At 62.8% G+C, this 14657-nt stretch carries 13 protein-coding genes; 1 reads left to right on the forward strand and 12 read right to left on the reverse strand.

Annotated elements, in window-relative coordinates:
- The first annotated feature begins 200 nt into the window (after positions 1-200).
- Positions 201-626, forward strand: a complete 426-nt coding sequence (locus QZ329_RS00545) for a hypothetical protein (RefSeq protein ID WP_295747213.1) — start codon at positions 201-203, stop codon at positions 624-626.
- A 51-nt stretch (positions 627-677) separates the two neighbouring features.
- Here the strand turns inward: QZ329_RS00545 and QZ329_RS00550 are convergent, their stop codons facing one another.
- From QZ329_RS00550 to dnaK, 12 genes are all read right to left on the reverse strand, one after another.
- A complete protein-coding gene (locus tag QZ329_RS00550) occupies positions 678-1829 on the reverse strand; it encodes a glycerate kinase (protein WP_295747215.1) in 1152 nt (383 codons plus the stop codon).
- Positions 1830-2103: 274 nt separating this feature from the next.
- Complete coding sequence (gene groL, locus QZ329_RS00555) at positions 2104-3726, reverse strand: chaperonin GroEL (RefSeq protein WP_295747217.1); 1623 nt, start codon at positions 3724-3726, stop codon at positions 2104-2106.
- A gap of 273 nt (positions 3727-3999) precedes the next feature.
- The gene (locus QZ329_RS00560) at positions 4000-4284 is read right to left on the reverse strand and encodes a co-chaperone GroES (protein ID WP_295747219.1); all 285 of its coding nucleotides are present in this window, start codon (positions 4282-4284) and stop codon (positions 4000-4002) included.
- A 194-nt stretch (positions 4285-4478) separates the two neighbouring features.
- Positions 4479-4721, reverse strand: coding sequence for a DUF6514 family protein (locus QZ329_RS00565; RefSeq protein ID WP_295747221.1), 243 nt, complete (start codon positions 4719-4721; stop codon positions 4479-4481).
- 195 nt (positions 4722-4916) lie between these two features.
- Positions 4917-5528, reverse strand: coding sequence for a DUF4093 domain-containing protein (locus tag QZ329_RS00570; protein WP_295747223.1), 612 nt, complete (start codon positions 5526-5528; stop codon positions 4917-4919).
- Positions 5529-5531: 3 nt separating this feature from the next.
- Complete coding sequence (gene holA / locus QZ329_RS00575) at positions 5532-6587, reverse strand: DNA polymerase III subunit delta (protein WP_295747225.1); 1056 nt, start codon at positions 6585-6587, stop codon at positions 5532-5534.
- Entirely contained in the window at positions 6580-8832 is a 2253-nt protein-coding gene (locus tag QZ329_RS00580) for a DNA internalization-related competence protein ComEC/Rec2 (protein ID WP_295747227.1), read from the reverse strand. The genes holA and QZ329_RS00580 overlap by 8 nt, the downstream gene beginning before the upstream one ends.
- 136 nt (positions 8833-8968) lie before the next feature.
- The gene (locus QZ329_RS00585) at positions 8969-10003 is read right to left on the reverse strand and encodes a putative glycoside hydrolase (protein WP_295747229.1); all 1035 of its coding nucleotides are present in this window, start codon (positions 10001-10003) and stop codon (positions 8969-8971) included.
- Between the two features lie 124 nt (positions 10004-10127).
- A complete protein-coding gene (gene rpiB / locus QZ329_RS00590) occupies positions 10128-10565 on the reverse strand; it encodes a ribose 5-phosphate isomerase B (protein ID WP_295747231.1) in 438 nt (145 codons plus the stop codon).
- 122 nt (positions 10566-10687) lie between these two features.
- Positions 10688-11497, reverse strand: a complete 810-nt coding sequence (locus QZ329_RS00595; protein WP_295747233.1) for a histidinol-phosphatase HisJ family protein — start codon at positions 11495-11497, stop codon at positions 10688-10690.
- A gap of 4 nt (positions 11498-11501) precedes the next feature.
- The gene (dnaJ, locus tag QZ329_RS00600) at positions 11502-12641 is read right to left on the reverse strand and encodes a molecular chaperone DnaJ (protein WP_295747235.1); all 1140 of its coding nucleotides are present in this window, start codon (positions 12639-12641) and stop codon (positions 11502-11504) included.
- 72 nt (positions 12642-12713) lie between these two features.
- Positions 12714-14549, reverse strand: a complete 1836-nt coding sequence (gene dnaK, locus QZ329_RS00605) for a molecular chaperone DnaK (protein WP_295747237.1) — start codon at positions 14547-14549, stop codon at positions 12714-12716.
- Between the last annotated feature and the right edge of the window lie 108 nt (positions 14550-14657).

The raw sequence follows: 14657 nt of genomic DNA on the forward strand, positions 1-14657 counted from the left end.
GCCGATGCAGTTGTAGTTCTCTGAAATCTCTTGTTGTGGTATAATCTGTAATTCCGCATAAATTTTTTACTTACGCCTCCATGGTTGTAAGCGGGATTTTATGAGGCGCTTGTACCTTGCTGCAAAAATAACCAGCAAGGTACGATATGAACTGTAAATCAAAATATTTGCGGAACTATAGATAATCCTCCTGGGAAAGTATGATCGCCTGGGTAACCGTACACAGCGCCGGCCGCCTCGTCATAGCTGACGCCTTTTTCCAGATAGGGGATCATCTTTTTCATAGCCGTCAACGAGAAATTCCCCGCTTTGTTGAACAACAGATGAAGCAGAGCTTGGATTACGGCGTCTTCCAGTTCCAGGCCGTCCAGCTGTTTCCGTCTCCCCTCATCTGCGGTCAGCCTGCGGGAAGGATGCCCCGCAGCCTGGATTCAGATATGATTCAGGTCCTGGCGCAGCTTGAAATACTCAAACGTGCAGCATGCTTTGAACGCCCGCAGTTCCGTTTGTTCAAATGTGCAGCCTCCCCACTGATTTCCCTTGCGGAAGGGACTGTCCCCGCTGGGAGAGCAGAATTTCGCAATAGCGGCGCCACTGATACCCACGAGCTGCCATTCTGCCGCTGAGAGGCAAACAGCGCTTCCGCTTCCACCATATCCCGCGCAAGATATATGCACTCACGCCTGCATCCCTATAGACATACCGGCTTTCAGAATCCGCATCATGCGGGCCGTGCTCTCCTCCAAAGCCGGCGCGGCGTTGGCCATGGCGTCCTCCAGCGGCAGAATTCTGCTCACGGCGCTCATAACACTCTCAACGCCGCAGTTCAAAAGCGCCTCCGCACCGTCTCCCAAAGCGCCGCCAATGGCCAGGACCGGCACGTCCCGAACCGCCTTTGTCCGGGCGGCAACACCGGCGGGCGCCTTTCCGAACGCCGATTGGGCGTCAATCCGGCCTTCGCCGGTGATGACCAGGTCCGCCGTTTCCACCAGCGCGTCAAATCCGGCAAGGTCCAGTACCAGATGGATTCCGGACCGAAGCTCCGCATGGCAAAACGCCAGCATGGAACAGGCAATCCCCCCGGCGGCTCCGGCTCCCTCCGTTTCCGCAGCGGCGCAGTCAAGCTGGTCCTTTAAAATGGCGGCATAGTGGGCCAGGGCGCTGTCCAGCTCCCGCACCTGCTGAGGGGCCGCTCCTTTTTGAGGGCTGAAAACCGCCGCCGCCCCCCGCTCTCCGCAGAGCTTGTTTTTTACGTCGCAGGCCAGGATAAATTGGCACGCGCGGGCCTCCGGCATAAGGCCCTTTGTCTCAATGCGGGCGAGCCTGGTCAATTCTCCGCCGCCATAGCCCAGCTCCCGCCCCGCTTCGTCCTGAAAAGAAACGCCCAGAGCCTGGGCAAGTCCCATGCCGCCGTCTGTCGTGGCGGAGCCGCCAAGGCCCAGGACAATCTTTTTCGCGCCATGCTCCAACGCGTGGCGGATCAGCTCCCCCGTCCCGTAGCTAGTCGCCCGGACAGCGTCCCGCTCTTCCGCTCGCAGCAGCGGCAGGCCGGAGGCCGCAGCGGTTTCCACCACGGCGGTGTCCGCGTCCAGCACGCCGTATTCCGCGGTGATCGGGCGGCCCAGCGGATCATGCGCCGCAACGGCGCGCTTTTCCCCGTGAAAGATGGTCACCAGCGCGTCTACGGTCCCCTCCCCGCCGTCCGCCACCGGAAGCAGAATCGTTTCCGCCTGCGGAAACACGGACCGGACGCCGCGGGAAACCGCCTGCGCGGCTTCCGGGGCGGAACAGCTTCCCTTAAAGGAATCCATCGCGATCAGTACTCTCATCGTATTCCTCCTTGTGCGTTCGACGTTTCCATCAGACATTTCCGGCGGTCTCTTCCGGCTGTTTCAGTCCGGCAAGGTCCCGATCGTATTTGATCGCGGAGCTGTGGTCTCCCGGCCCGTCCTTTCCGCGCCGCCGGAGGACTCCCCTTGCGGCGTCTGCCATGTCCCGCACACTCGGACTGTGACGCTGCTTTTCGCAAGAGGAAAAACCGGCACTCCGTTTCATCGGAGTGCCGGTTCCGTGCTTAGAGAAACTTCTTCAGGGCTCTCTCAATCAATACATGCCGCCCATGTCGGGAGCCGCGGGAGCCGGAGCGGGAGGCTCGGGCTTGTCGGCCACCAGGGACTCGGTGGTCAGCACCATGCCGGCGACGGAGGCGGCGTTCTCCAGAGCGGAGCGCGTCACCTTGGCGGGGTCGATGATACCGGCGGCCACCATGTCGCAGTATTCCTCCTTATAGGCGTCGAAGCCATAGCCCTTCTCGCCGGAGCGGACCTTCTCCAGAATGACGGAGCCGTCCAGGCCGGCGTTGGCGGCGATCTGGCGGATGGGGGCCTCCAGGGCCTTGGCCACGATGCGGACGCCGGTCTTCTCGTCGCCCTCCACGCCGTTCACCAGAGACTCCACGGCGGGAATGACGTTGACGAAGATGGTGCCGCCGCCGGCGACCACGCCTTCCTCCACAGCGGCGCGGGTTGCGTTCAGGGCGTCCTCGATGCGGAGCTTCTTCTCCTTCATCTCCGTCTCGGTAGCGGCGCCCACCTTGATAACGGCCACACCGCCGGCCAGCTTGGCCAGACGCTCCTGGAGCTTCTCCTTGTCATAGTCGCTGGTGGTGCTGGCGATCTGAGAGCGGATCTGGGCAACCCGGTCCTTGATGGCCTGAGAATCGCCCGCGCCGTCCACGATGGTGGTGGTCTCCTTGGTGACCTTCACCTGACGGGCACGGCCCAGCAGGGAGATGTCGGCGGTCTTCAGCTCCAGACCGACCTCCTCGGAGATCACGGTACCGCCGGTGAGGGTGGCGATATCCTGAAGCATCTCCTTGCGGCGGTCACCGAAACCGGGGGCCTTCACGCAGACCACGTTCAGGGTGCCCCGCAAGCGGTTGACGATCAGGGTGCTCAGGGCCTCGCCCTCCACGTCCTCGGCGATGATGAGGAGCTTCTTGCCGGACTGGACCAGCTGCTCCAGCAGAGGCAGGATGTCGGCGATGACGGAAATCTTCTTGTCGGTGATGAGGATATAGGCGTCGTCCACCACGGCCTCCATCTTCTCCATATCGGTGGCCATATAGGGGGTGATATAGCCCCGGTCGAACTGCATGCCCTCCACGACCTCGCTGTAGGTCTCGGCGGTCTTGGACTCCTCAATGGTAATGACGCCGTCGGCGGAGACCTTCTCCATGGCGTCGGCAATCAGCTTGCCAATCTCCTCGTCGCCGGAGGAAACCGCGCCGACCCGGGCGATGTCCTTGGAGCCGTCCACGGTCTTGGCCTGCTTCTTAACCTCGGCCACGGCGGCCTCAACGGCCTTGGCCATGCCCTTCTTCACCACGATGGGGTTGGCCCCGGCGGCCAGGTTCTTCAGCCCCTCGCCAATCATGGCCTGGGCCAGGAGGGTTGCGGTGGTGGTGCCGTCGCCGGCCACGTCGTTGGTCTTGGTGGAAACTTCCTTCACCAGCTGGGCGCCCATGTTCTCAAAGGGATCGTCCAACTCGATTTCCTTGGCGATGGTCACGCCGTCGTTGGTGATAAGGGGCGCGCCGTACTTCTTATCCAGAACCACGTTCCGGCCCTTGGGGCCCAGGGTGATCTTGACGGTATCAGCCAGAGTATTGACGCCGGTCTCCAGCGCCTTGCGGGCGTCCTCGCCGCGCTTGATGAGCTTAGACATAATAAATCTACCTCCATAGCAGTGTTTTGTCAGAACCGTGAAATCAAAGGGCGAAGCCTCTTTGATTTCACCGGGGGTCCAGGGGGTGTCCCCCTGGTTTCTCCGCCAAGCGGAGAAAAAAGTTCTATCATTTTCCTGACAACATGCGCGTCAGGAAAATTCCCCGACCCGTGCGCCCTGGGCGCACACACCGGTGACGCCGCGTCACTGGTGAGGGGGGATTCTCAAGGGGGGCGAAGTCCCCTCTTGAAACGCGCAGCAGCGCGTCTTGCATTACTCCACGATAGCCAGAATATCGTTCTGCCGGACGACGGTGTACTCCACATCCTCCAGCTTCACCTTGGTGCCGGCGTACTGGCTGGTGATGACCTTGTCGCCGGGCTTCACGGTCATGGTGACTTCCTTTCCGTCCACCATGCCGCCGGGGCCGACGCAGATGACTTCGGCCACAGAGGGCTTCTCCTTGGCGGAGCCGGTGAGAATGATGCCGCCCTTGGTGGTCTCCTCGGTCTCTACCATCTTCAGAATGACACGGTCTGCAAGCGGGGTGAGTTTCATTTGGGTTTCCTCCTTAAAATATAAAAATTTGAAAAAACATAATCACTGTTAGCACTCAAATACCAGGAGTGCTAACAGTGATTATCATAGTACAGCCGCCCCCATTTGTAAAGGGGGATTTTCTCAAAAGTTATGAAGAATTTGTAAATGTTGCAGGAAGTTCCATTTCAGGAAAGCGCTTCGTGCCGGCGCGTCTACTCCAGCAGCCAATCGTCCACGATGTCCCGCAGGGCCACGGGCGTCACGCCGCCCCGGATCAGCGACGCCAGCAGCTCCTGCACCTTCTCCCGCGAGGGGCTGAGGTCCCAAACAGCCGCCTCCTCTCCGTCAAGCTCCACTTGAATGCCATACGATGGCTCTTCCGGCGTTCCCTCCAGCAGGTAGTACCGCGCCTGAGACGCCAAACACTGGGTTTCTCTCATCAACCGCTTCTGCACGCCGCCGCCCCCTTTTCATATTTCTCTCGCTTCCGTTCAGGAAACGAGCCGTTTCTATTTTCAGGATAGCATGGGCTGTCCAGCAAAATTTGTCGAATTTTGTCGAATCCGGTTTACCGGTTCGTCCAAAGCGCAAATTTTGTCGAAAAAAAGGCGGCGGAGAAGGCGGCATGTCGAAAAAGAGGACCGCCCGGGTCACAGGCAATCCTCCTGTTCGGAAAGCGCTTTCGACAGCAGCGCTTCCAGCTCCTCCCGGCTGAAGAGAAGGTTCAGCGCCTCCAGCAGTCCGTTGGCCGTCAGATGTTCCGGCAGGTCCAGGCGTTTTAGAAGGCGGCGGCGCCGTTCCGCGCTCCCCTCCCCGCCGCTGAGTCCCAGGACAACCAGGTCCGCCTTGGTGAGCCCCCCCCTCTCTCCGGCGGAGGGCTCGTCCTCAAACGTCGCCCCGGCGCGGCGGAGCGTCTCCAGCAAAACGGCGGGGGACATGCCTTCCACTCCCAGCTTCCCCTCCTTGCCGCCCCGGCGCTTCCGGCGCTCCTTTCCCTTCACATCGGGGATATACGCCTGCTTCACCCGTTCTTTCGGCAGGGCTCCTTTGAGATAGTTCCGGAGGAGAAACCCGGCCCCGTCGCTGTCCGTGAGGATGATGAGGCCCTGCTTCTCCGCCAGGCGGCGCAGGAACGCCAGCTTTTCCCGGTCGTTGAACACGGCAAAGCCCCCCAGCGTGACGACTGTGGCGTCCACCACCTGGGAGATCGTGTTCTTATCGTAGCGGCCCTCCACCACAATAACTTCCCTGATTCGTTTCACGGCTCATCTCCTCCTTGCCGCCAGCCGGACCAGCAGCAGCTTCAGCTCTCCCGCGCTGTCCACGCCCCGCTCGCTCTTCATCCGGCGGTCCAGGACCTGGCACTGCCGCACCGCCTGGGCGCACCACTCTCCCGTGGTCCGCCGGGCGGCGGAGAGAAGCAGCTTGGCGGGATAGTCGCTCTTCATGCCCCACAGCTCCATCAGCCAGTACCGGTCCCGCCCGCTGTCCAGAGCCAGCCGGGCCGTCCAGATGCGGCGGAGCTGGCTGCCCAGGGCCGCCAGAATCAAAATAGGCTCCGTCTGCATTTTCAGAAGGTCCCCCAGAATGGACGCCGCCTGATCGTAATTACCCTGGAGCACCGCGTCCGACAAGCGGAACACCTCCGCCGACAGCACCGGGTCCGCCACGGCGTCCACGTCCTCTCGAGTGACGGCGGGTCCCTTGGCGTAGGCGGCAATCTTTTGAATCTCCGGCACCAGCCCCGTCATCAGGCCGCCGCAGGTGAAGACCAGGTACTCCGCCGTCTGCCGGTCGATCTCCTTTCCCAAGGCCTTAAAGCGGCGGGAAATCCAGGGCAGCAGGTCGCTGTTCTCCGCCGCCGGAAACTCCACCGCCTCCACATACGTGTCCAGGGCCTTGCAGAGCTTTTTCATGGTCCGGTTGGGCTTGTACTCCAGCGTGTCATAGACAAAGACCAAACAGCAGTAAGGCGGCAGGTCCTCCAGCAAAGCGATGAGCTTTCCGCGCTGCTCCTCTCCCAATTTGAAGATATCATAGTCCGTGACGGCCGTCATCGTCCGCTCCGCCATCATGGGCATGGCCTCCACCGTCTCCGACAGGCTCTGCGCCGTGACGTCCTTCCCCTCCAGCGCATGGTAGTTGAAGGTCTCGAAACCCGGGGGAATCAGCTTTTTGCGCAGCTCTCCCAGATAGTACTCCCGAAGATAGCTCTCCTCTCCGTAGAAGATATACGCGGCGGCAGGCGTGCCGGCGGACAGATCCGCCTTCAATTTTTGAAGGGCCGCGCCCCGGCGGGGGGCTCTTTTTGCATTAGCCATGGGATTCCTCCTGATTCCAGGCGAGATGGATGGTTCCATGCAGGTCCGTGCGGTAAATTTCACAGCCCTGCCGGGCCAGACGGAGCAGCGTCTCCCCGGCGGGATGCCCGTAGCTGTTGGGCCCAACGCTGATACAGACCGTCTCCGGGCACAGCGTCTCCAGCAGAAGCTGAGAGGTGGCGTATCTGGACCCGTGGTGCCCCGCCACCATTCCCTCGATTTCCGGCAGGCCGCAGGACTCCAGCAAAACCGCCTCCGTGGCGGCGCTCATGTCGCCGGTAATGAGAAAGTACCGGTTCCAGGCGGAGGCCAGCAGGGACAGGCCGCGGTCATTGTCCCCGGCGTTCCCCAGGGGCGGGAAAACGGTCAGCGTTCCCTCCCCAAAGTCCAGCCGCTCCTCCTCCGTTACAAAGCGGATCTGGACGCCGTGCTCCCCGGCGGCGGCCCGCAGCGCGTCCTGGGGCCCCGGGCCGTCTTTCGGCTCCGGAAGCAGCAGCGTCCCCACCTCCAGCCGTGCCAGGAGGCCCGTCACGCCGGAGATATGGTCGCTGTCACAGTGGGTGAGCACGAGCCAGTCCAAACGCCGGCATCCCATGCTGAGAAGCTGCCGGGCGGCGGTCTCTCCGGGAGCTTTCCAGCTGTTGGCGCTTCCGCAGTCCACCAGGGCGAAGCGCCCGCCGGAGGCCAGCGCCACACTCTGCCCCTGACCCACATCCATTACCAGAATCTCCAGGCCGCCGCGATACCGCTCCTCGCCCAGCCGGACGGTGAGGGCCAGCGTCAGCGCCGCCAGCGCGGCGGCCAGCGCGTACTTCCGCCGTCCCGCCCGCCGGGCCAGATAAGCGGCGGCAAAGAGGATGTAGACATAAACGATCCAGTATTTCAAATAGGGATTGGCGGTATACACCGCGTGATAGGGAACCTGGGAAAGGCCCCCGGCGGCAAGGAGAATGTAAGCCGCCGCCGCTTGTGCCGGAAGAGCCAGCAGCGCTCCCAGCGGCGGAATCACAAAGCTGGCAAACACCGCCGCCAGCCCGAACAGGAACGCTCCGCTGGCGGCCCAGAGGCAGAGCGCGGCGCTCAGCGGCGCAATCAGCACCAGCGCGCCGAAATAATACGCCGTCAGGGGCACGGTGAACACCATTGCCCCCATGGACACGGAAAAGGAGACCGCCAGGAAGCGGAACCCTCTCCCCCGCCTCTTCCCGTTCTTCAACCATTGGTAGACCTTCGGCGACAGCCAGAGAATCCCCGTCATGGCGGCGAAGGACAATTGCAGGCTGACCGAAGCGGCGGCAAAGGGATTGGCCAGCAGGATGAGGAACAGCGCCGCCAGCAGAGACGTGGGCCCGTCGCTCTCCCGGCGGACCAGAATCGCCAGCAGCGGCAAGGACAGCATCACACAGGCCCGGAGCACCGAGGGGCTGCCCCCGGTGAGGGCGGCGTAAAACGCCAGCAACGGAATCCCCAGCAGGGCCTGTAATCTCCGGTCCGGCAGGAGAAACCCCGCCAGAGCCATGAGAAAACCGCAGTGCATCCCGGACACCGCCAGGATGTGGCTCAGCCCCGCCTCGGTAAGCGCCGTGTAAGCCGCTTCGGAGACCTCTCCCCGGTCCCCCGTCAAAAGGGCCATGAGAAACCCGGCGGCGTCGCCGTGGAACAGGTCCCGTATGCGCCGCTCCATCGCCTGTCTCAGGCGGACCGGATACCACCGGGGACTGCGGCGGCTGCCCTCCTCCGCCGTGAATTCCCCCCGGCCATAGGCCAGCAGGAAAACCCCCTTGGACGTGAAGGATGTGACGTCCTCATCCCGAATGCGGGCGGCGCTGCGGAGAAGCGCCGTTCCGGTCACCGTCTGTCCCGGAGCCAGCTCCAGCAGCTCCTCCCCGCCGTAAAGCACGGCCTTGCCGGGAAGGCCCTCCAGCCGTACCGTCACCCGCGCGCCAAAATCGCCGGGCTCCGGGTATTCGCAGAGCGTGGCGGCGACAGGCTCCGTTCTGCCGGCCAGCGCCTCGTTGGGCCGCTGCACCTGCCGGGCATAGAGCCAGCTGTAGCCCAGCCCCAACGCCAGCGCCGAGGCAAATACCAGGACCCTCCTCCGCCACGTCCCAGGCAGGGCCAGCGCCAGCACGCCCAGGGCCAGGCTGGCCAGCGCCGCCGCCAGAGGCCAGCCGCCCTCCAGCAGGTACTGCGCCAGAAAGATACCCAGAGAAACGCCTCCGGCAAAGACCGCCAGCCGCCTCACGGCCGCCGGTCCGCCGGAACGCGATATCGGATTCCCATGTCCATCACCCGGCCCCTTTCCGAAAGTCTCCCTTGATAAACGGCGGAAGCTCCCGGAGGGATTTTCCTCCGGGAGCCTATCTTCCATACGGACCCCGTCACTCCGCCAGAATCAGGCGGCTGCCCGTCAGGGACGGGCTGTCTTCCGTCAGCTCCGGGATAAATTGGACACCGCCGTCCGCTCCCCCCGCCTGGGACACCAGATTGGACAGCGTCTCCACCTCCTCCGGCGCGGCTTCGGCGTAGATGCGGTCCACCCGGCCCGCCAGACGGCTCAGGTCCAATCCGGCCGTCAGATCGGGTCCCTCGGCAATAACCGCCTTCGGAATCTCCACAGACAGCAGAATATCGTAAGGCTCCAGCGCCGTCCGGAGCTCGCTGAGGAGCTGGTCCAGATTGTTGGCGAGGGGAACGTCGGTATTATAGAAAATCTTGTTGATTTTTCCCACGGTAGGATAGCTGAAATCCGTGAGCAGCAGCTCGTCGAATCCCAGCTCCGCGATCTCCTTCGCCAGGGCGCAGACATACTCCCTGGCGGAGGGCTTGCAGGGGTCCAGCCAGAGGCTGTTGTTGCCGTCGTAGAAAATATAGCCGCCGGTATTTTTCAATCCCCGGCCCTCCACGTCGGCATTGGCGGCCTTGAAGTCCTGAAGGCAGGACATGCTGGCGATGGCGTGCAGCCCCTCCCGGGAGGTAACGAGATTCAAAACGGAGGCGGTCTCCCCCGGGTCCCCCGCCACCTGCACGGCGCCGGAGACGGCATTGGCGGACTCAAAGTAAACCGTTCCGTTGGAGGTTTTCAGGCGCACAACCACAGCGTTGCAGGTCCCCATGGCGGAATCTGCGGCCATACCGGCCTCAAATTCCGCCCAAACCGCTCGGGTCAGGGCGGCGGCGGGAAGCGCCCGCGCAAGGATTTCCTGGGGTTCCTCCTCCTTCGGCGGCTCCACCACCACCTCCACATTCGGACGGTTCTCCGCGCCCTGCTGGTCTCCCACCGGCGCGGCATCCGCCTCCTCCGACTGCCAGGGCAGCACGATCTGACGCCGGCCGCCGCTGCTGTACACAATGTGCTGTTCCAGATAGATGACGCTGGCGGCCGCCAAAATGACCAGCACCAGCAAAATCGCCATGAAAACTTTCCATTTGGACCCACGGCCCCGGTAACTGCTGTAGCCCTTGGCCCCTGCCATGCGCATCACCTCTCTTCAGGGGCAGCGCCCCCTATTTTGCAAATCCGGCTCCTCCGGCAGCCGCTCAGTCCTCCAGGGACATCATCTTATCCACCCGGCGGGCGTGACGGCCCCCCTCGAATTCCGTAGAGAGGAACGCCTCCACCATCCGCTCGGCCATGTTCGGCCCTGTGAAGCCCGCGCCGATGGCCATCATATTCGCGTCGTTGTGGCGGCGGGTCATCTCCGCCTGGAGGCAGTCGGCACAGTGAGCGCAGCGAATGCCCTTGATCTTGTTGGCGGAGATGGAAATCCCGATGCCAGTGGTACAGATCACAATGCCGCGGTCACACTTGCCCGCCGCCACAGCCCGGGCGGCGGCGGCGCCGAAATCCGGATAATCGCAGCTGTCCTTGGAAGAGCAGCCGAAGTCCTCATACTCGTGCCCCAGGCGCTCCAGCACCTGGATGATATGCTGTTTCAGATCATAGCCGCCGTGATCGCAGCCCAGCGCAATTTTCATGGCCATATTCCCCCATGCCCTATAATTTTGTGCCTTATATTGTACCCTAATTTTTTCAAAAAATCAATATGCTTTCCGCAGCTTCCAGCGCCGCAAATACGACATTTTCCGGAAGGCCCGCTTCACAGCTCGTGCCAGACGGGCTTTTGCCCCGCGAAGGTGCAGAACCGGGCGAAACCGCACTCCCGCAGGAGGGCCTGCCGCTCACGGATGGCGCAGCCCACAAAGTCCGCAGAGTGCGCGTCGGTGCCCAGCGTGACCAGTTCGCCTCCCAGTTCACGGTACAGCCGCAGCCATTTCCCGTCCGGCAGAGGCGTGCCGCCCCGGTTCGTGTTTACCTCAATGCCAAGGCCCTTATCGATCAGGGAACGGAAAATCTCCCTCATCTCCGGCTCAAAACGGTCAAAGCTCAGGCGAAACCCGCGGTTTTCATTGAGATACCGCAGCGGCAGCGTCAGGTGACCCAGCACAGTAAACCGCCCCCACGCGATCATCTTCCGCACCTGGTCCAGATAATCCGCGATGCCGGCATAGGCCTCTTCCTCCGTCTTGGGATCAAAATAGTAGAGGTCCAGTCCCCCGTACCGCCGGGAGAGCATGTGGACGGAGCCAATGACAAAATCCAGGGGCGGAGCGTCCCGCAAGAGCGCCTCCGTCCGCTCCACGCTCCAGCAGGCGTCCCCCAGCTCGATTCCAAGACGCAGGACCATCCGGTCTCCCACATTTGCCTTGGCGGCGTCAAACTCCGCCGCCAGAGCCGCCCAATCATAGGACTCCCGCAGCGCTGTGCCGCCCCAGACCACCGGCTCCACGTGATCGGTAAAGCAGACCTCCGCCAGCCCCGCCGCCAGCCCCGCCTCCGCCAGGGCGGTCATGGAGTCCCCCGCGTCCGGAGAGATGCGGGAGTGGATGTGATAGTCCGCCAGATACATGGAATCACCTCTTTTTCTTGCCGAAGAACTTCTTCCTCTCCTCGTAGTTGTTGTCGCCCATGGTCTCGGCAAATTTCTTCAGCGCCTCTTTCTGCTCCCGGTTCAGGTTGCGGGGCGTCTCAATGTAAACCGTGACATACTGGTCGCCCCGTCCCCGGCCATTGATGGAGGGGATGCCCTTGCCCTTGAGGCGGAAGGTTGCGCCGCTCTGGGTGCCCTCCGGCAGGTCGTACTTCACCTTGCCGTCAATGGTGGGAATCTCCAGCTCCGCCCCCAGCACCGCCTGGGCGAAGGTGACGGGCGCCTCGCACAAAACGGAGGTGCCCTCCCGGCGGAAGAACTCGTGCGGCCGGACGGCAATCGTAATCAGAAGGTCCCCGGCGGGGCCGCCGTTCTTGCCCGCATTGCCCTGGCCCCGGATGGAGATGGTCTGTCCGTTGTCGATGCCCGCCGGAATGCTGGCCTGGATGGTTTTCCGCCGCCGCGTCACGCCCGCGCCCTGGCATTCCTTGCAGGGCTGGGAGATGATCTTGCCCTTGCCGCCGCAGTGGGAGCAGGGCGAGGAGGTGGAAATCACCCCCATCGGCGTCTGCCGCCGGTTCTGCACGACGCCGGTGCCGTGACAGGTGGGGCAGACCTCCGGCGTGGCCCCCTCGGCGCAGCCGCTGCCATGGCAGACCGTGCAGCTCTCCGTCCGGTCCACGGTGACGGTCTTTTCACAGCCGAAGGCCGCCTCTTCAAAGCTGACGGTCAAAGAGGTGCGGATGCTCTCTCCCCTCTGGGGAGCGTTGGGGTTCGTCCGCCGACCGCCGCCGAAGCCGCCGCCGAAAAAGCTGCCGAAAATATCCCCCAGGTCCCCGAAATCAAAGCCACCAAAACCACCGTCAAAACCGCCGCCCGCGCCAAAGTTGGGGTCCACTCCGGCGTGGCCGAACTGATCGTACCGGCTCCGCTTTTCCTTGTCCGAAAGGATTTCGTACGCCTCGTTGACCTCTTTAAAGCGGGCCTCGGCCTCCTTGTCCCCGGGGTTCAGGTCCGGATGATTGGCCTTGGCCAGCTTCCGGTAAGCCCGCTTGATCTCCTCGTCCGAGGCGCCTTTGTTGACGCCCAGGACCTCGTAATAATCCCGTTTCTGCTCAGCCATGTTGCCTCCTGCGAATAACGCCGTTCAATGGGGCGGGGAATTCTCCCCGTCCCATTGAACGATTAAGCCCGTTTATTTCTTCTGATCGTCGTCGTCCACTACCTTGTAGTCGGCGTCGTAGTACTGCCCCTCCTGGGACGCGCCGGCGTCTCCGCCGGGCTGCGCACCCTGGGGATTGGCCTGCTGGTAGAGCTTCTCACTGACCGCGTAGAACGCCTGCTGGAGCGCCTCCGTGTCCGCCTTGATGGCGGCGGAGTCCGTCCCCTTCAGGGTCTCCTTCAGCTTGTCGAGAGCTCCCTGAACCTTGCCCTTGTCGTCGGCGGGAATCTTGTCGCCCATGTCCGCCAGCGTTTTCTCGGTCTGGTAGACCATCTGGTCCGCCTGGTTCCGGGTCTCCACTTCCTCTTTCAGCTTCTTGTCCTGGGCGGCGTACTGCTCCGCTTCCTTCACGGCCTTCTCAATGTCCTCCTTGCTCATGTTGGAGGAGGAGGTGATGGTGATGTGCTGCTCCGTCCCGGTGCCCAGGTCCTTGGCGGAGACGTTGACAATGCCGTTGGCGTCGATGTCGAAAGTAACCTCGATCTGGGGCACGCCCCGCCGGGCCGGCGCGATGCCGTCCAAATGGAAGCGGCCCAGGGATTTATTCGCCGCGGCCATCTCCCGCTCGCCCTGGAGGACGTTGACCTCCACGCTGGTCTGGTTGTCGGCGGCGGTGGAGAAGACCTGGCTCTTCTTCACGGGGATGGTGGTGTTGCGGTCGATGAGCTTGGTGCACACGCCGCCGTAGGTCTCGATGCCCAGGGACAGCGGAGTGACGTCCAGCAGCAAAAGGCCCTTCACGTCGCCGGTGAGGACGCCCGCCTGGAGGGCCGCGCCCATGGCCACGCACTCGTCGGGGTTGATGCCCTTGAAGGGGTCGGAGCCGGTGAAGCTCTTCACGGCGTCCTGCACGGCGGGAATGCGGCTGGAGCCGCCCACCAGCAGAACCTTGCTGAGGTCGGAGGGCTTCAGGCCCGCGTCGCTCATGGCCTGCCGCACGGGGCCCATGGTGGCGTCCACCAGATGGGCGGTCAGCTCGTTGAACTTCGCCCGGGAGAGGGTCACGTCCAGATGCTTGGGGCCGGTAGCGTCGGCGGTGATATAGGGGAGATTGATGTTGCTGGTGGTGACGCCGGAAAGCTCGATCTTGGCCTTCTCGGCGGCCTCCTTCAGGCGCTGCATGGCAACCTTGTCGCCGGAGAGATCCACGCCGTCGCTGCGCTTGAACTCGCTTACCAGCCACTTCATGACGCACTCGTCAAAGTCGTCGCCGCCCAGGCGGTTGTTGCCGGCGGTGGCCAGAACCTCGATCACGCCGTCGTCAATGTCCAGAATGCTGACGTCAAAGGTGCCGCCGCCCAGGTCGTACACCATGATCTTCTGGGTCTGCTCCTTATCCACACCGTAGGCCAGGGCCGCGGCGGTGGGCTCGTTGATGATGCGCTTGACGTCCAGGCCCGCGATCTTGCCCGCGTCCTTGGTGGCCTGGCGCTGGGAGTCGGTGAAGTAGGCGGGAACGGTAATGACCGCCTCGGTGACGGCGCCGCCCAGATAAGCCTCGGCGTCCGCCTTCAGCTTCTGGAGGATCATGGCGCTGATCTCCTGGGGGGTGTAGTTCTTGTTGTCGATGCCCACCTTATGGTCGGAGCCCATCTCCCGCTTGATGGAGGAAATGGTCCGGTCCGGGTTGGTGATGGCCTGGCGCTTGGCCACCTGGCCCACCATGCGCTCGCCGGTCTTGGAGAAGGCGACGACGGAGGGGGTGGTGCGGTTTCCCTCGGCGTTGGCAATGACGACGGCCTCGCCGCCCTCCATCACCGCCACGCAGGAGTTGGTGGTACCCAAGTCAATACCGATTACTTTAGACATAATGAAAGCCTCCTAAATCTATGAAAATGTTTCCATTGACCAATATATGGAGAACCGGGCGAACCCTCGACTCTCTCCCTGAAAACGCGGACTCTGTGCAAAAGCCTC

The sequence above is a fragment of the uncultured Oscillibacter sp. genome (assembly GCF_910579365.1).
GTDB lineage: Bacteria > Bacillota > Clostridia > Oscillospirales > Oscillospiraceae > Oscillibacter.